Below are 14,668 nucleotides of genomic sequence, written 5' to 3' on the forward strand. Positions count from 1 at the left end.
GGGCGACCGTCTCCTACCGGTGGTGTGAGACCGAATCTCTTTCTCATGGCCTCTCTGATCGCCATCATGTGCGGCAGACCTGGCAAACACAATTCATCGAAAAAATCAAAATCCTTGTTGACGCGAAAAGCCAATTACGTAAAGTTAACTCCTGCCACACCGCTCGAAACGCAGTCTCCCAAGTTTGGGTCACCGTGTTTCCTTAAAAACCAGAGCAAAACAGTTCCAGAGAGAGGTTTTCGCCCCTCTCTGGACTGCGTAGCCCAGGCCGCTGTCACGACCTGGAGGTTTTTGTTATCGAACGTAACACTGACGGTTGATCACCGATTGGCCGTCAGCTTTCCTAGCCTCGCGGTTTCAGAAATAGTGTGATTAGCACCACGGATACTAATAGTATCTCTGCCGGTCCTGTCATCTTCACCTCCTTCCCTGGGGAGCGGGCTTGCAACTCAGGTACAACGCACCCGACGCTGATTCGCCTCCCGGTGCTCCAATGCCGGCACGAACTCGACCGATCTTAAGACTGTGGTGCATGCGGTGAGTAGCCAGCGACATGCCTTAATTTCGACGAGGTTATATTAAGGCTTTCCGAGATCGCGTCAATCAAAACTTTTGAAGTCATGTAAGTACCTACTGTGTTAATACTTACGGAAAGCACATTTTATATTTTCGTTTCGCCCTACGGTGCGGTCTGTATTCGCAAGTCGTTACCTTGAAAGGACTTGCAAACACCCCAGTCGGTAATTTAAATCACGCTGAATATTGTGATTAATACAGGGGTATCCTGGAATATTCGACTAAATAGTTATCCATACGGCCACAAATCTTTGATTTCGGTGCGTTCACGGTCACAGGCCCCGCTTTCGCCACACCGCCCAGGCCTGTTCCTGGGCCGCCAATTCAGCCGACCATGCCGGTGGAATCGGCTCCCCGGCTTGGCGGTACCGGGCCATCGCCGCCGTGATCTCCTCGCGGCGATCATCCAGCCAGACCGGTAGCGGCCGCAGACCGAGTGGAGGTCGCGATCGACGGGGACGCCTCAGCGTCCCGATTATGTGAAGCAGGTTCGACATTGTTTTTCGTGTCCTTCGTGCATTTCGTGGTTACAAATTTCCAAACCGTCAAATCGCCCGCAGCATCGCCATCGCCCGCTGCCGAGCCTCTTCCGTCGTCCGTTCATTCACCCCCGGCCCCGCCGCCGGAGGCCGTTTAATAGCAATCCCACCACAGGCCCCCGGATGCCCCGTGGACGCTCGCGGCGGCTCCTGCGGTAAATCACTCGGGTATCGCCCACGCATCGTCACACGCGAGAGCAGAGAGCACATTTCGCCCTCGTCGAGCCCCAGTGATCGTTGCAATGTCGAGCGGAAGTATCCCACCGGATCGTCGATCGGGCCCGTCGCCGACGCCACACCCCGGCACGCACTCGCCACATCGTGCTGCGAGAGCAATCCCGCATCGTGAGCCGCCGCGACCCGCCACAGCGTCTGAACGTCGCCCACCGGCCGGCACCTCATCGCCCGCACGATCTCGAGCACCGTCGCCACCGTCGCCTCTCGGGTCGTGATCCGAGTCGCCGCATGAGCCACACCCCCCCGACGGCGGTCAAATCTTTGGTCCTCCCCGGCTTCACCTCCGGATTTCGCCGCCGGCGTGGTGGAAGGGGGATCTGGGTTATTGGGGTTTTGGGAGGATGGAGGAAGAACAGTATAGTGCCCCAAATCTTGCTCACATCTAGCCGGTGTCTTGTCCGGCTCTTGCTCGCATCTAGCCGGTGTCTTGCTCGCATCTTGCTCGTATCTTAATAAATCAGAACCCACCCCCCGATCGGCAGATAATGTCATATTTTGAGGCTCCAAAACCGGCCCTGAAGCCACTGGGCTCGGCATCGAGTCCACCCACGAGATCGGGCACCGTGCCGCCTCCCGCTGGCGAGCCTCGTACTCCGCCGCCACGCGAGCCACGCGGTGACACTCCCGCCAATTCACTCGCAGCGTATGGATCAACGGCGGCCGGCCCCGACGCCGCACCTGCGGCCCCGGCTCGGCCGTATGGATCAGCAGACCATCCCGGACCAAGTTCTCGATTTCGTGAGCCATCTGCACGCTCGAGCACTGCACGTCCTCGTCCTCGGCAAACTCCCGGACCGTCCGCCGCATCGCTCCGAACGCCACCACCTTGGCGATCATTCGCAGCAACCGGCCTCCGACCGAATCCCTCCCGATCCCAATCGCCGCGCACGCCTCCTCCACGATCCGGATTCGATGCCGGAACTCAATCGCCGCATCCGCCGCCGCCCCGGCCGCCAATGACTCCGCCTCGGGCAAGCCCGCGAAATCGAACAACGGCCGACTCTCGCCGAGAGGCAAACGCATCTCGCTCGCCGGTGGTCTCACGGATTCCCTCTTGGCTTGGTTCACTACTGCGCGTCCTCGTTGCCTTCGATAGCAGGCCCCGCCGCGACTCCGAGCAGTCGCCGAAACACAATGCGGCCAGCCGGCGTCTCGTAGCAGATGAACGGATCTGGCAACACAGTATGGCCCTCGCTGCTAACCTGGATCCGGCAGAGTCTTTTGCTCGCTCGTTCGGTTTGCAGTACCTTGTGCTTGCCTACGACCGCCCGCCGATCGACCATCATCCGCCTGGCCAATAGCTCGCTCTGTTTTTTTAGTTCTTGCCGAATGAATGTCGCTGCCCGGCGATCATCGCGACCGATCACAAAATCGTCCTTACTGATCGGAATCAGACGCCCCTCCAGGTCTTCTCTGACCCCATAGCCGCTGGGCGAGGCCATCAGCCGAACGCCATCTGCCCGCCTCCAAGGGTCGATAGCAATCGCGAGAGGCTCGTTGAACCGATCGATTATCTTTTTGTGAGGATCTTTGGAATTGCCCATCACTTATTCCTCGCATAGAGAATTGAGAAAGAGAACACCCGGTGAGCTTGCAACCGAGACGCATACTGGCGCCATGCGATCGAGATCGTGATCAGTCTGCATCGTGCGACTCGGTATAAATCGGAAAACCATCAGCGTCAGAATCATTCAGTGCGAACATGCCCCGGCGCTCACACTCGAGCGCCCACGCCGCCGCGTCATGGACGTCGAACCCCGCCGGAGCCAACGGCCCCACCAGAGGAAAAACGTCCGTCACATCCGCCGGCACCGCCGGCAGGCCATACACCAACATCGCATTCACCGCCGCGCACGTCGCACCCGGCTCCGCCCGTCGATAACCCAACCAAAACCACCGCCGGTGGTAGGTCGAATCCAAGAGGATCACGCCAAACAACGTCCGCTCGACCACCGCCGCAGCGGCCGCCGGGGAAGGCTGGGTAGCGATCGCACTCATCAGCGAATCTCCATGACAGGGTGCAAAGGGCCACGAAAGACACGAACCACACGAAACGAAATCAGCATTGGATTTCGTGTCCTTCGTGTGTTTCGTGGTCAAACAAAATCAACACCGGCCGCAGCATCGAAACCACGACAGCGGGGTAATGACTCCCGCCGCGAACCCTCACCGGCGATCAACTACAGCGAGCACGCCTGGGCCGCGAACCGCTTCGGAACCTTGCCGCTACAAACGAAGACGGCTCCCAGGTCCGTGATGACCCAGTCACGCTGCACGTCCTGGCACTCACTCACGCACGCCATCACCTCCGCGAACGATCCCGTCAGCTCGATCTCGTACTTGCCTTCCCAACGAAACCACAACCGATGCGTCGCCGCCTCCACCGGTGGGCTATCCGCCTTCTCCGGTGCATCCTGAGCGACTGGTTTCGGTGCAATGGCCGGCAAATCTTCAACCATCGGCATCAGCACATATATGCACTCCGCATCGCTGTCCTCGTCCCTGGTCGGCGCAACCCGGATCGGCTTCGCGAGGTCAGTGGGGTTAATATTGACCGCTATCGAATTGCATTCCGAGAACGAGCATGCGTGGTCGGCGATAGCATTTAAAAATTGCGGACACAGCAAGATGCGTTGCGAATTCCCAGAGGTCTCATTGATAGCCGCATCGATGTTTGGGTACATGCCACCCATCGTCTCCAGTGGCAGTGACCACATCACGTTCCTCGAATCCCTCGAGAACCGGCATTCGATCGACCACGTCGCCGGACTCTCGCCCAATCGCTCGCAGATCAGAAACAATTTCCCGCCGCTCTTCTTCCACAGAATTTCCGCCCGACCGAAACCCTTCGCCAGCAACAGCACCCGCGGCAACCCAATCGGAATGTCCTCTAACCCCGGCAACCGGCACGTCACCGCGATGCGACCGTTGGTGGCCACCAACCGTCCTTTTTCTCGGTCCAACTGGACGCACGCCAGCGAGTACCGATCCGTGCTTTCATCCGTAAACGTATGCAGCATCGCCTCCGGCGGCAGGTAGATCTCCACCCGTCGCCCCTTCTCCACTGGCGTTTCCGCCGCCCGTTCCGCCGGCCCGTCGTAACAGGCCGGGATCTCCGGCGTCTGAGTCACCGCATCAATCAAACTCGCATCCATCATCACACCTCCGAAAAAAGAAAAAACTCAGTGAGTTACGCACCACGAAAGACACGAACCACACGAAAGCAAACCCTCACGCCCTTTCGTGTCTTTCCTGGTCAAAACAACAATCCCGTAAACTCCTCCGGTGCTTCGACTGGCACCGGCGGCGTACGATCCACGGGCGTGACCGCCCTCGCCGCGATCGCCGCCTCCGACGGCGACGGCACATTGCCCGCCTCCTCGGCCGACCGAATCACCGTCCGCCGCCCCGTCAACGGGCACGTGATCGCCACCGCAAACGGCGCAAACGGCGTCACCTCCTCCGGCGGCAGAAACCGCCCGATCGAATGCACCACCAACCCCCGATCGCACATCTCCTCCGCCACCCGGCACGCCGCGTATAGGTTCACGCTCCACCTCCTCTCGAATCACAGAAAAACACGAACCACACGAACAAAAAACTGAACCTGAATTTCGTGTCCTTCGTGTATTTCGTGGTCAAACCAAAATCACGCCGCCACCGTGGCCACGTCCAAACTCGCCCCACCGGGCACCGTCCACCACGGCCCCAGAGGCACACACCGATCCAACGTCAACAGCTGCCGCAGCCTCGCCACCCGATGCCGCGAATCCTTCACCAATCGCCGCCCCGCCTTTTCCTTCGCCGTCAGAAATTGCCCCTCCTCACGCCGGAAAAACTCATCCAACCCCGCGTGATGTTTCAGGATCTCCCGAGCCGTCGCCGGCCCCACGCCCTTAATCCCGTCGATCCCGTCCGACTTATCCCCGATCATCACCCGGTAATCCACCCACTGCGCCGGAGTCACGCCGTACTTCGCCTGCAGCCGATCCGCGTTGATCACATCGCAATCCAACGCCGACCCACTCCGCCGCATCGCCGTCACCTGCGTCACCGACCCCGGCACAATGCACTGATGTAGATCCTTGTCCGCCGACACGATCACCGCCCGCTGCTCGAGCAGCGTCGCCCGACGGGCCAGCGTCGCGATCACGTCATCCGCCTCGAACCCCGTCGCCGCCACGCAGGGCACGCACAGATCCAGCAGCAACGCCATCGCCCGCTCCAAACAATCCGCCACCTCCGGCGCCGGCGTCCGTCCCGCCTTGTAGCCCGCGAACAGATCATGCCGAAACGTCCGCCCCGAATCGAACGCCACCACGATCTCGATCGGTTTCCACAGCTCCCGAATCGCCGCAATCCGCCGCTCGATCCCCGGCACGAACCGCCCCGGATTATCCTTCGTCGCATGAAAATCCCGGTGCACCATGTTGTTACCATCGATCAGGATATTCATGTGCGCACCTCCGGTTTGCCCTTTGCCACACGCGTCAAGCGGTGAGCAGTTCCGACAATCAACGACTCGACCGCTTGTTTGTCTAAGCAGATTTCCGACGCTGCATTGACGTCGCCCTGGTCTGCCGCCTCGCTGGCGGCGATGATCATGTCGTGGTGCCTATCGCAGGCATCGGCCAGCTGACCAAGCAACTCACGCACGCGAGCGGAGACTTTCAGTTTCTGTTGAGGTGCACTGCTCATAGTTTCACCCACTTTGCGACGCGCAAGCGACTAAGTCCACTCGGCCCGATCGTGTTGCGAGTCTCCCGCAACACCCAATCGCCACGCATCCAGCAATCCCGCAATTTCGACTTCCACGATCGTCCATTGACCGCGACGAAATGCTGCAGCTTCTCCCGTTCCTCGGCTGACAATTTCGCCAGCAACCGGTCGCTACTCATGATGCCACCTCCGGACGGTTCGTATGAATCGCTTTCCACCCGAGCCGCTCGCCTCGTACCACGCGATCAATCGACCTGAAATAGCATCCTGCCGGCAACGGCTCTCGCATGACTCGTTCGGCCTCTCGCATCGTCCGTACGCGACGGCACACAACCCGGTGGCGATGCGTTCGCCGATCACTGGCGTATAATTCGCGTATTCGCAGACGCCCTACGCGTAGACCGCTCATGACGCCACCTCCGGCCCAAACGGCATTTCCGCCCAGTGAGTGACCGCTTCGTGCCAGCTGTCGTCGACGTACCACACCTCTCCATCGTGATGACCAATCCAGATCGGTACCGACTCATCGTCGATTTTCACCATCACATCAATGTCAGCGTCCGGCAGCTGCTCGCTCGCATCAATCCACCTGATCACCTCCGTGTTCGCTGCCCGCTTTAACGCGTCCCGTTCCGCAATCAAACGTCGAGCACGCTGCCTCGCGGCGACCAGAGTGTGAACGAGCGCCGACACCCGCTGCGGCGTCATTAACACGTCATCATCCGACTCCGCCGCATTGCAGAAATACCGCGTCCAATTGTCCAGACACTCCGACGCGTCCGACGCACCGAGCCCGGGCTCGGCGGCCAGCATCAACGACTCCATCGGGTGCACGATCTCGTACCCCGGCACGATGTTACACGTCGTCACGCTGCACCTCCCGACTTCGCACCGCTCGCCACGCTCATCGTTTTCGCCCACGCCACGCCATCGCAGCCCGGGTGCATGTCATCGTGGCCCAGTCGCGCCGTCCGCACCCGCGTCAAAATCTTCGCCGCGTCCGCCCACGTCAGCTCCAATTCCATCGCCCCCCAGCGAGCCACATCCCGCTGCGCCGCTTGGCGAGTCTCCGGCGTGAACGCCCACGCGTAGTGATGCCCATTGCGCAGGTAATAAACACAGATCACCCGCCGGACCGGCACCGGAATCGCCCCAAACGGCACGCTCATGGTGACTCCTGCGGAATCAACCGCACGGACGCCGCATCGCACGCCGCCTTCCAATTCTCTTTCGCGAGCTCCGTCTTCGGATCGCTCGCCACGCCGAAACACTCCACCCGCACCGCCGTCACGTCGAACGTGTCGATGCCGGCCGCCGCCGCCAACGCCGTCGCGTCGCGACTCGCGATCAGAAACGAACGGGCGACGAATAGCCGCGCGACGCTGCAGGCGTCCGATTGCACGATCAGGCCCCACACGCAGAGCGGCGGTGTGGGATGGGAATCGGCCAGTGGATAATCTTGCGTTACCAATCGTTCTATCCTCAAAAAAAAAGGGGTTCTGTCAGTGCATACCGGTAGCCACGACGGCCATCGGCACCGTTAAAAAATCAGGGTTGTTCCATGAGCCGTTTGGGCGCTAGCCCCGGTTCTCACGATCTCACAACGATCCGCCTGAGCGCTAGCCCCGGCTATCTCACTCGAGCAACTCAATTCGAACGCCACGCGGTGGCAATTCCAGCACCCGCTGCGGCCGCCCCTCCGGGTCCGGCCCCAGCGACACCAACAGCGGCTGCATCCACAGTTCGCCGTCCTCGCCCTCGAAACACAGCACGCGCCGACGGTTCACCCAGTACAGCTCGCCCGCGATCATCGCCTCGCCATTCTCCAAACACGGCACACTCCGCCGCGTCAAACCGTCCGGCAACTCATTCTCACGCGTCATTGTCGTCGCCATCGTCTCGCTCTCCGGTTCACTACTGGTTACACCTCTCTCCGGATCTCGCCCCGCCGGCGAAACCTCACTCACAAACGGCAACGACACCAACACGCAGGCACTCCCACCCGACCGCGTCGGCCGTTTCCGCTCCGTCCGGATCAATCGCCCTGCGGCGACCAACTCCGTCACCCGTCCACTGATCGCATTAGGCGGCCGATCCATCGCCACCGACAACTCATCCAACGTCATCCCACCGTGGCCCGTCGCCAGCACCCGCAGGTAGACCGCCCGCCGCCGCTCCGGCATGTCCTCGAGGTTCTCGTAATACGTCGCATCCCGCGAATCACGCCCACGCTGCTGCGACACCTGCACCGCCGGCACCGACGCCCGCCGCGTTTCGTGTCCTTCGTGTTTTTCGTGGTCACAGCCCAGCTGCACCGCCGCAGATCCTGCACCGATGTTGGACACCGGCGCAGCGATAGGTTGCGACGAGTCACCGAACAGCAACGGCTGATCACGATGGGGATGGGTCATGGCCATGGGCGTTACACCAAATGTTTGCGTTTTGCGATTTTGCGACGACGTTCGGCTGGCACATTCGCCCGCGCCTCACGCTCTTTGATGGTCGCCGGCATCGCCGGTGACTTCTTCCGTTTCGTTTTGCGAACCTTCCGCATCCGCTCGACCAGACCCACGAAGCTCGCCCGCGTGATCCGGTACATCGGCCGGCCGCCCGGCGACAAATTCACATCCACCGCATCGAGCAGCCCATCGTCGCAGTACCGGCCCACCGTCCGCCGATCCACCGCCAAGATGTCCGCCACCTCCGCAATCGTCAGGAACGTCTCGCCCGCCGGCTGCATCGCCTCACACAGCGCCGCCGCCGACACACCCCGACTCGCCGCGAGGGTCTCGAGAGTCGCCCGAGCATCCTCGACCACCCGCTCCGGAATCCTCGCCGCTTTGCTAGCTGCCATGGCTCACGCCCTCCGCAGCTTGAGAAAGATTCTCCGGTGCACCGATGCTCGCAAACCGATTGACCACCGTGCCACGCAGGCGGTGTTGATCACCGCGACCCAGCACCATGCCTTCGCTGATGGCCTCGGCTTCGAAAGTGTCGCTGTCGAGACCGTTGGGCGGCTTCGTCTTCGCCGTTTTGAATTGCTGGTAGTGATAGTTGCACAGCCCGCGTACGCGAATCGGCCGCTTGCAATCCGGATCGATGCACCGCCCAGCCGCGACGCGTTCTTGGATCACTCGTTGACGTTCAGCGTCCACGTCAATCTCCACGAATTGGGGAATGTAAACAGTCAGTCTCATTTGTTCGTTCCGGAAAGGTCACTGATGAAAACCCCTCCGTGCGATTCAGAGTATCGCTCAGTGTGCTCCGGTGTCAACATAAGTTTTACCGAAGTATCTCCGAATGTTTTCCGGTGAGTGCCGGAGCGATACCGTAAGTCTTTTACTGTAAAAGGGTTGCGGCTGTGTCACACCTTGGTAAAATTTCGGTATGGAACAACCGAAACCCAAGACAACCGGCTGCAAAGTCTGCGGGAACGAACCCGATGACATGCGTCGAGGCCTTTGCCAAAAGCACTACCGCCGATATATGGCAAAACTGAAAACGCTCGAACCGGCGGAGGCGGAGGCTTTCGAGGCCAAGTGCATCGCCGACGGTTGGCTGGAAGAAAGCCGGCAAGGACAGAAATCCACGAAGGATTTCGATCCGTTCGACGATCTCGTTGCCGAGGTCCAGGCGGAGTTTGAAGAACAACTAGGCCCCAAGGCAGAGGCCGCAAAACAAGCCAAGGCACCGGCGAAAACACCCCGCAAACGCAAGGCGAATTGAATCGTGGCGGAGACAGCAACAACGCAGTGCGGGACGTGCGGACACGTCATCACCTATTCCGATGAACAGGGTGGCCGCACTGTAAATTGCCCCGAATGCGGTGATCCCGTGCGGTTGCGCGAGGTCGTCAATGTCACCGCGGACGCATGGGCCGAGCCAGTCGCGAAACCGGCATCACCACCATTGCCTATGCCCGTCAAGGCCTTCTTCGGCTGCGGTGGATTGATGGTGCTCGTTTGCGGCGGCTGTCTCTCGCTCTCCGTTGTCGCCTCGATGTTCGACAACCCGTTCGAAGACAAAGCGGCGATCCAGGCCGAAGCAGAAAGAGCGGAGCAGGAAGCGATCCAGGCGATCGAAGTCGAACAGGCTCGCAAGGCCCAGGCGGCCGCGGAGATCAACGCAGCACGAGAACGAAACATCCAGCGCGAGGCGAACCAGAACGCGAACGCCAAGCTGACTCCGGCCGACTTCGCCCAGTGCAAAATCGGCATGACCTACGACGAGGTCGTCGCGATCATCGGCGAGCCCGGTGATGACGCTGGCGATGTGTACCTCAACGGTGTCCGAACGCAAACTTTCATCTGGTCTGGCGGTCCACTGCATCCGGATGACGTTTTCATGACATTCGACAACGGCGTGCTCGCCGAGAAATCAGAATGACCAGCACGCCATAAAACACGCCCAAATTCCTTCTTGTTTGTGACTCCAATCCCCACTGCCAATCGAGAATATCGTGAATGAATCAACCGGAGCAAAACCCCGAAGAGAACGCGATGCTCATTTTCGATTCACCGGTCCCGCTCGACTCAGTCGAGCAGTGAACACCCTTGAGGGGTTTTTACTGGGGATCACCATTGATTCGCGAATCAATGACGCTGAGCTTGCGACACTGGCCCACTGGGTTTCGGAGCATTCGGAGTTTGCTGATCGTCACCCATTTGATGAGTTTATTCCAATTTTGATCGAGGTTCTCACAGACAAGTCGATTTCAGAGGAGTCTCGCGCTGATCTCCTTTGGGCCTGCGGTCAATTTCATTCCGACGGTGCTTTTTACACAGGTGCAACTGCTGACATGCAGCGGTTGCAAGGCATCTTGTCGGGGATCATTGCCGATGGACTCGTGACAGAATCGGAGGTTCGACAGCTCACCACGTGGCTGCATCAGCACGACGAACTCAAGACAGTGTGGCCATATGCGGAAATCGATTCCGTGCTCATGAGCGTGCTTGCCGATGGTGTCGTGGACGCCGAGGAGCAGGCGATGCTGCTTGATTTATTCACCGAATACAGTGCCGTCGGCGGCGGCATGGCGCACCCCAGCGAACGCGTCTCAACTGTGCCAATCAAGGGCGTCTGTGCATGCGATCCCGTCATTCATTTCGACAATCGCAACTTCTGCTTTACGGGAAAGTCGGACCGTTGCGATCGAACCTCGTTTGCTGAGCTAATCACTGGCCGAGGTTCCATCTTCAAGCCTCGTGTCACCAAAGATCTTCATTACCTAGTCGTTGGGGCGTCTGGTAATCCATGCTGGGCGTACTCCTGCTACGGAAGAAAAGTAGAGCAAGCTGCGACGATGCGAATGAATGGCAGCCACGTTCTCATCGTTCATGAATTCGATTTGTGGGACGCAATTGATGGCTGAGATCAACGAGACGTAGACGCCCCGTTCCGTGTGAACTAGGTCGACAAAAAGACTTTTGTTTTAGCGTGATCCGCACCGGATCTCCTTCATTGTTTTACTGTAGATAGACACTCAACTAAAATTAGGAAGATCCCGAAATGGCTAGATGCACAGCACCGGTAAATGGCCATCGCACAGCGAGCGGGGCGGCGGCATGTCCCGCCTGCAGCGGCGGAAGTCGCAGCTACGGCTCGCACTCATACCCGTCCTACTCTTCGTCGGCGAGCGGTGGGGGCATCAGGAGTACCGGATCCGCCCGGACTAGCGGTGGTGGATCTAGTACCCGGCCGAAATGGTCGCCCGCGGGTTCGTCCGTGGCATACACTCCGGCCGAGGTGCGTTCGCTAACGCCGGTCCGTACCAGTATTGAACCGCGTCTGGCACTTCCTGACCTGCGCGACGTCTTTCTTTGTCACGCGTGGGACGACCGAGGAGGGGCCGCCAAGGAGTTGCATGACCTGCTTGAGTCGAGCAATGTCTCCGTCTGGTTTAGTGAAAAAGACGTCCGCCTCGGCACTCCGCTGCTGCGCGAGATCGACAAGGGATTGGCAAAATCGCGAGTCGGCATCGTGCTGGTAACTCCCGCTCTGCTGGCCCGTATTCAACGGGAGGGCATCGCCGATAAAGAGCTATCCGCACTTCTGGCGCGTGACCAGCTCGTTCCCATTGTGCACGGTACGACGTATGAAGCACTGCGTGAAATCAGCCCCCTGCTCGGCTCGCGAAGTGGCCTGAGCACCGCCGAAGGCACGATGGCAAATATCGCGGCCCAGCTGGCCGAGCTGATAGCCGTCGAATGAAACGGGCGCACTGACCAAACGTGTCCAGCCGGTGGACCACGCTAGCCAATCGTCACAACCCGATTTGCTAGCAAAGCCTGACGCCCCGCCTGCTCCCCACCCGCCTGATGATCCAGCCCGGCCAAACGATCGAATTGACCTATCCGGATTGCACCCTGATCGGGGCAATTCGTGACTTTCGCGAACGGCGGTTAGTCGTGCGTTCGATCAGGGACCTAGTCGCCGAACCGTTGACGATCGCCGAATATCTCCGCCGGCCAATGCTTGCTCGCTCTCGCTGGCTGCTGCAGTGCTGGGACGTGGAGCGGCGTTGTTGGCGGAAGTTTTACTTGGGCTCGAGCCGCGAGCATGAGCGGCCGGGGTTGCTCCGTGTGGGCTTGTATCGGCCTGGGGCGACGCGACCCGATGAGCTGGTCAGCCGGGCGTTTGGGCCGACGCGGATGGAACGCCGAGTACTGGCGAGGGTGCTGGCCGATTGGGTCGACGCGGACCTCGGGCGACTGCAGCTGCGGGTGCTGGCCGATGACCTGGCGTTGTACCGCGGAGACGAGCGGTCGGCGGGCTAGCCGCGGAGGTACCAGTCGCGGACGTGGTCCGACGTCGCGACGAGGCCGGCGTCGCCAATATACTCGATGTAGGCGTCGTCGATCGATTGGTCGGCGTGTCCCATGACGCAGCGGATCGCGGTGAGATCTTTGGCCGGGTTGTCCTCGGCGACGCTGCGGAAGGTGTGGCGGAGGGCGCCGAAGCTGGCGGCGTCGGGGATCTTGGCCGCGATGCGTAGTTTGCTGAATTGCTTGGCGATCGGGGAGTCTCGCTTGTGAGCAAAGGCGAGCGGGCCGCCGCAGCGGGTAAGCAGGATCCGGTCGGCGAGCTCGGCGGACTTGGGGCGGCGACGCTTGGGGAGGTAGGCATTGATCGCGGCGAGGGTCTCGGGCCAGAGCAGGGCTTTGCGACGACAGTGGGTTTTGTTGCGCGGGTAGGTGACCCACCCGGTGTCTAAATCGACGTGCCGGAATTCGAGGAACCCGCAGTCTTTGTTGTTGAGTGCCATGTTGATGCCGAGCAGGATGCAGCACCGCATTTGCGGCGTGGCGACGGCGAGGAGACTGCGGATTTGGGCGGCGGTGAGGAGCTTGGTTTTCGACCGCTCGCGATGTTGGCGGAATTCGGACTCGGCCGGACGTGCGAACACTCGGCCGAACTTGATGGGCGTCTCGATCAGCTCTTCGTCTTCGTACGCCCACGCGAACACGGCTTTCACGCGCGCGACGTGCCCGGCGATCGTGGCCGGAGCATATGCGTCCTCCCAGCCTTCGCGGAGTCGCTTGAGATCGCTTTTGCGGATCGTGGACACGAGCGTGTGCCGGCCGAGGCAGGCGACGACGAGCTTGCCCGTGCGTTGGTGATCGTTCCACGATCCTTGCCCGACACGCCCCCGGTCAACGCGTTTCTGAAAATCGACCAGGAAATCGGTCCACAGGTCCGCAAGCGTCAGCCCCTCGTCATACACTTGGGGATCGCGGCCGGCGTACAGGTCATCGCGTTGGAGCTGATACAGCTCGAGAGCGGACTCCCATCCGTCCTTTACTGAGCCGAAATGGCGGTGCTTACCTCTGATTTTCTTGCACCACTGGCCGTTCCGGTGAGGAAAGAGCGGAAAATCCGGGTAAGGCTTTTTAACTGGGTTTGCGTTGCTCATGTCATCATGCTAAATTCCGCCCGTGACACGTTTGGTCAGTCGACCGGGTGTCGAAGCGGGTGTCGGACACGTTTTCAAAAACGCGAAAAACACCGCAAAAGCCCTTGTAGCTCAGTTGGTAGAGCAACGGACTCTTAATCCGTGGGTCCTAGGTTCGAGCCCTAGCGGGGGCACTCTGATGAAGCCGTGTTTTCCATGCGAAACACGGCTTTTTTCGTGGCGTTTCAGAATGGGGGATCCGCTCCATTTACCAACCCGAAATTGCAAAAATCGCGAGGTTTCGATATCGCGCCTACGCTGTGGGTGTACGTTTCTAAGACCCGTCGGCACAATGCCGCCACTTTCTCACCGTCTCTCGCCAACACTCGCAATCTTTGCGGCGATTGAACACACCGGTCAACGCAGGAGAACGAGCTCTCCTCTGAGCGATTTACCGTCCCGACAATAGACAGGCGGCATTCACGATGGGGCCAAATAGCGATCCGTGCAACACGATTCTGCGTCGACGACATCGAAAAATTTCAAGAAGACGCGATGAGTCCTCCCGCGGCACGACAAGACGAGCCAACCAAATACCCAGGGCGGGACTCGAACCCGCAAGGACGTAACCGTCCGGGGGATTTTAAATCCCCTGTGTCTGCCAATTCCACCACCTGGGCGCACAGTTTTTACACCGTGCGAGTGA

At 60.0% G+C, this 14,668-nt stretch carries 21 protein-coding genes and 2 tRNA genes; 6 read left to right on the forward strand and 17 right to left on the reverse strand.

The genetic code is table 11. The features are described from left to right. Positions 1–848: 848 nt before the first annotated feature. From Poly21_RS00760 to Poly21_RS00830, 15 genes are all read right to left on the reverse strand, one after another. A complete protein-coding gene (locus Poly21_RS00760) occupies positions 849–1,073 on the reverse strand; it encodes a hypothetical protein (RefSeq protein WP_146405025.1) in 225 nt (74 codons plus the stop codon). Between the two features lie 48 nt (positions 1,074–1,121). After that, positions 1,122–2,396: a hypothetical protein gene (locus tag Poly21_RS00765; protein WP_302117074.1), complete on the reverse strand. Its 1,275-nt coding sequence runs from the start codon at positions 2,394–2,396 to the stop codon at positions 1,122–1,124. 23 nt (positions 2,397–2,419) lie between these two features. Further along, positions 2,420–2,896: a hypothetical protein gene (locus tag Poly21_RS00770; RefSeq protein ID WP_146405029.1), complete on the reverse strand. Its 477-nt coding sequence runs from the start codon at positions 2,894–2,896 to the stop codon at positions 2,420–2,422. A gap of 91 nt (positions 2,897–2,987) precedes the next feature. Then, the gene (locus tag Poly21_RS00775) at positions 2,988–3,350 is read right to left on the reverse strand and encodes a hypothetical protein (RefSeq protein WP_146405031.1); all 363 of its coding nucleotides are present in this window, start codon (positions 3,348–3,350) and stop codon (positions 2,988–2,990) included. Positions 3,351–3,532: 182 nt separating this feature from the next. Beyond that, positions 3,533–4,510 carry a hypothetical protein gene (locus Poly21_RS00780; RefSeq protein WP_146405033.1) on the reverse strand — a complete coding sequence of 326 codons (978 nt, stop codon included), beginning with the start codon at positions 4,508–4,510 and terminating at the stop codon, positions 3,533–3,535. A gap of 98 nt (positions 4,511–4,608) precedes the next feature. Beyond that, a complete protein-coding gene (locus Poly21_RS00785) occupies positions 4,609–4,902 on the reverse strand; it encodes a hypothetical protein (RefSeq protein ID WP_146405035.1) in 294 nt (97 codons plus the stop codon). A 99-nt stretch (positions 4,903–5,001) separates the two neighbouring features. Then, a complete protein-coding gene (locus Poly21_RS00790) occupies positions 5,002–5,808 on the reverse strand; it encodes a 5'-3' exonuclease (protein WP_146405037.1) in 807 nt (268 codons plus the stop codon). Continuing rightward, complete coding sequence (locus tag Poly21_RS00795) at positions 5,805–6,050, reverse strand: hypothetical protein (RefSeq protein ID WP_146405039.1); 246 nt, start codon at positions 6,048–6,050, stop codon at positions 5,805–5,807. Before Poly21_RS00795 ends, Poly21_RS00790 begins: the two co-directional genes overlap by 4 nt. After that, positions 6,047–6,250, reverse strand: coding sequence for a hypothetical protein (locus Poly21_RS00800; protein ID WP_146405041.1), 204 nt, complete (start codon positions 6,248–6,250; stop codon positions 6,047–6,049). Before Poly21_RS00800 ends, Poly21_RS00795 begins: the two co-directional genes overlap by 4 nt. 226 nt (positions 6,251–6,476) lie before the next feature. Continuing rightward, on the reverse strand, positions 6,477–6,941 hold the full coding sequence (locus Poly21_RS00805; RefSeq protein WP_146405043.1) for a DUF551 domain-containing protein: 465 nt from the start codon (positions 6,939–6,941) through the stop codon (positions 6,477–6,479). Next, the gene (locus Poly21_RS00810; protein ID WP_146405045.1) at positions 6,938–7,240 is read right to left on the reverse strand and encodes a hypothetical protein; all 303 of its coding nucleotides are present in this window, start codon (positions 7,238–7,240) and stop codon (positions 6,938–6,940) included. Before Poly21_RS00810 ends, Poly21_RS00805 begins: the two co-directional genes overlap by 4 nt. After that, positions 7,237–7,542: a hypothetical protein gene (locus Poly21_RS00815; RefSeq protein ID WP_146405047.1), complete on the reverse strand. Its 306-nt coding sequence runs from the start codon at positions 7,540–7,542 to the stop codon at positions 7,237–7,239. The genes Poly21_RS00810 and Poly21_RS00815 overlap by 4 nt, the downstream gene beginning before the upstream one ends. A 163-nt stretch (positions 7,543–7,705) precedes the next feature. Beyond that, positions 7,706–8,488: a helix-turn-helix domain-containing protein gene (locus Poly21_RS00820; RefSeq protein WP_146405049.1), complete on the reverse strand. Its 783-nt coding sequence runs from the start codon at positions 8,486–8,488 to the stop codon at positions 7,706–7,708. A 5-nt stretch (positions 8,489–8,493) separates the two neighbouring features. Next, positions 8,494–8,925 (reverse strand): helix-turn-helix domain-containing protein, encoded by a 432-nt coding sequence (locus Poly21_RS00825; RefSeq protein ID WP_146405051.1) that lies wholly within the window; start codon positions 8,923–8,925, stop codon positions 8,494–8,496. Then, entirely contained in the window at positions 8,915–9,268 is a 354-nt protein-coding gene (locus tag Poly21_RS00830; protein ID WP_146405053.1) for a hypothetical protein, read from the reverse strand. Before Poly21_RS00830 ends, Poly21_RS00825 begins: the two co-directional genes overlap by 11 nt. Before the next feature lie 190 nt (positions 9,269–9,458). Between Poly21_RS00830 and Poly21_RS00835 the strand changes: the two genes are divergently transcribed. The 5 genes from Poly21_RS00835 (at position 9,459) to Poly21_RS00855 (ending at position 12,847) form a co-directional block, all read left to right on the forward strand. Next, on the forward strand, positions 9,459–9,797 hold the full coding sequence (locus Poly21_RS00835; protein ID WP_146405054.1) for a hypothetical protein: 339 nt from the start codon (positions 9,459–9,461) through the stop codon (positions 9,795–9,797). 3 nt (positions 9,798–9,800) lie between these two features. Next, complete coding sequence (locus Poly21_RS00840; protein WP_146405056.1) at positions 9,801–10,457, forward strand: DUF3862 domain-containing protein; 657 nt, start codon at positions 9,801–9,803, stop codon at positions 10,455–10,457. A gap of 73 nt (positions 10,458–10,530) precedes the next feature. Beyond that, positions 10,531–11,442, forward strand: coding sequence for a BRCT domain-containing protein (locus tag Poly21_RS00845; RefSeq protein WP_146405058.1), 912 nt, complete (start codon positions 10,531–10,533; stop codon positions 11,440–11,442). Positions 11,443–11,795: 353 nt separating this feature from the next. Then, on the forward strand, positions 11,796–12,281 hold the full coding sequence (locus Poly21_RS00850) for a toll/interleukin-1 receptor domain-containing protein (protein ID WP_302117079.1): 486 nt from the start codon (positions 11,796–11,798) through the stop codon (positions 12,279–12,281). 107 nt (positions 12,282–12,388) lie between these two features. After that, positions 12,389–12,847 (forward strand): hypothetical protein, encoded by a 459-nt coding sequence (locus Poly21_RS00855; protein ID WP_146405062.1) that lies wholly within the window; start codon positions 12,389–12,391, stop codon positions 12,845–12,847. On the opposite strand, the gene Poly21_RS00860 is transcribed toward Poly21_RS00855, so the two are convergent. Next, entirely contained in the window at positions 12,844–13,983 is a 1,140-nt protein-coding gene (locus tag Poly21_RS00860) for a tyrosine-type recombinase/integrase (RefSeq protein WP_146405063.1), read from the reverse strand. The genes Poly21_RS00855 and Poly21_RS00860 overlap by 4 nt on opposite strands. A 100-nt stretch (positions 13,984–14,083) precedes the next feature. Here Poly21_RS00860 and Poly21_RS00865 point away from each other — a divergent pair. Next, positions 14,084–14,156: transfer RNA gene (locus Poly21_RS00865), tRNA-Lys, on the forward strand. 400 nt (positions 14,157–14,556) lie between these two features. Here the strand turns inward: Poly21_RS00865 and Poly21_RS00870 are convergent. After that, positions 14,557–14,642: transfer RNA gene (locus Poly21_RS00870), tRNA-Leu, on the reverse strand. Positions 14,643–14,668 lie beyond the last annotated feature (26 nt).

Origin of the sequence: Allorhodopirellula heiligendammensis (assembly GCF_007860105.1) — a bacterium.
Taxonomy (GTDB): Bacteria; Planctomycetota; Planctomycetia; order Pirellulales; family Pirellulaceae; genus Rhodopirellula; species Rhodopirellula heiligendammensis.

Bases quoted from the DNA above. Each gene is read 5' to 3' on its own strand.
- Poly21_RS00760 (WP_146405025.1), bottom strand. From the start codon at position 1,073: ATGTCGAACCTGCTTCACATAATCGGGACGCTGAGGCGTCCCCGTCGA.
- Poly21_RS00770 (WP_146405029.1), bottom strand. From the start codon at position 2,896: ATGGGCAATTCCAAAGATCCTCACAAAAAGATAATCGATCGGTTCAAC.
- Poly21_RS00775 (WP_146405031.1), bottom strand. From the start codon at position 3,350: ATGAGTGCGATCGCTACCCAGCCTTCCCCGGCGGCCGCTGCGGCGGTG.
- Poly21_RS00780 (WP_146405033.1), bottom strand. From the start codon at position 4,510: ATGATGGATGCGAGTTTGATTGATGCGGTGACTCAGACGCCGGAGATC.
- Poly21_RS00790 (WP_146405037.1), bottom strand. From the start codon at position 5,808: ATGAATATCCTGATCGATGGTAACAACATGGTGCACCGGGATTTTCAT.
- Poly21_RS00795 (WP_146405039.1), bottom strand. From the start codon at position 6,050: ATGAGCAGTGCACCTCAACAGAAACTGAAAGTCTCCGCTCGCGTGCGT.
- Poly21_RS00800 (WP_146405041.1), bottom strand. From the start codon at position 6,250: ATGAGTAGCGACCGGTTGCTGGCGAAATTGTCAGCCGAGGAACGGGAG.
- Poly21_RS00810 (WP_146405045.1), bottom strand. From the start codon at position 7,240: ATGAGCGTGCCGTTTGGGGCGATTCCGGTGCCGGTCCGGCGGGTGATC.
- Poly21_RS00820 (WP_146405049.1), bottom strand. From the start codon at position 8,488: ATGGCCATGACCCATCCCCATCGTGATCAGCCGTTGCTGTTCGGTGAC.
- Poly21_RS00825 (WP_146405051.1), bottom strand. From the start codon at position 8,925: ATGGCAGCTAGCAAAGCGGCGAGGATTCCGGAGCGGGTGGTCGAGGAT.
- Poly21_RS00830 (WP_146405053.1), bottom strand. From the start codon at position 9,268: ATGAGACTGACTGTTTACATTCCCCAATTCGTGGAGATTGACGTGGAC.
- Poly21_RS00835 (WP_146405054.1), top strand. From the start codon at position 9,459: ATGGAACAACCGAAACCCAAGACAACCGGCTGCAAAGTCTGCGGGAAC.
- Poly21_RS00855 (WP_146405062.1), top strand. From the start codon at position 12,389: ATGATCCAGCCCGGCCAAACGATCGAATTGACCTATCCGGATTGCACC.
- Poly21_RS00860 (WP_146405063.1), bottom strand. From the start codon at position 13,983: ATGAGCAACGCAAACCCAGTTAAAAAGCCTTACCCGGATTTTCCGCTC.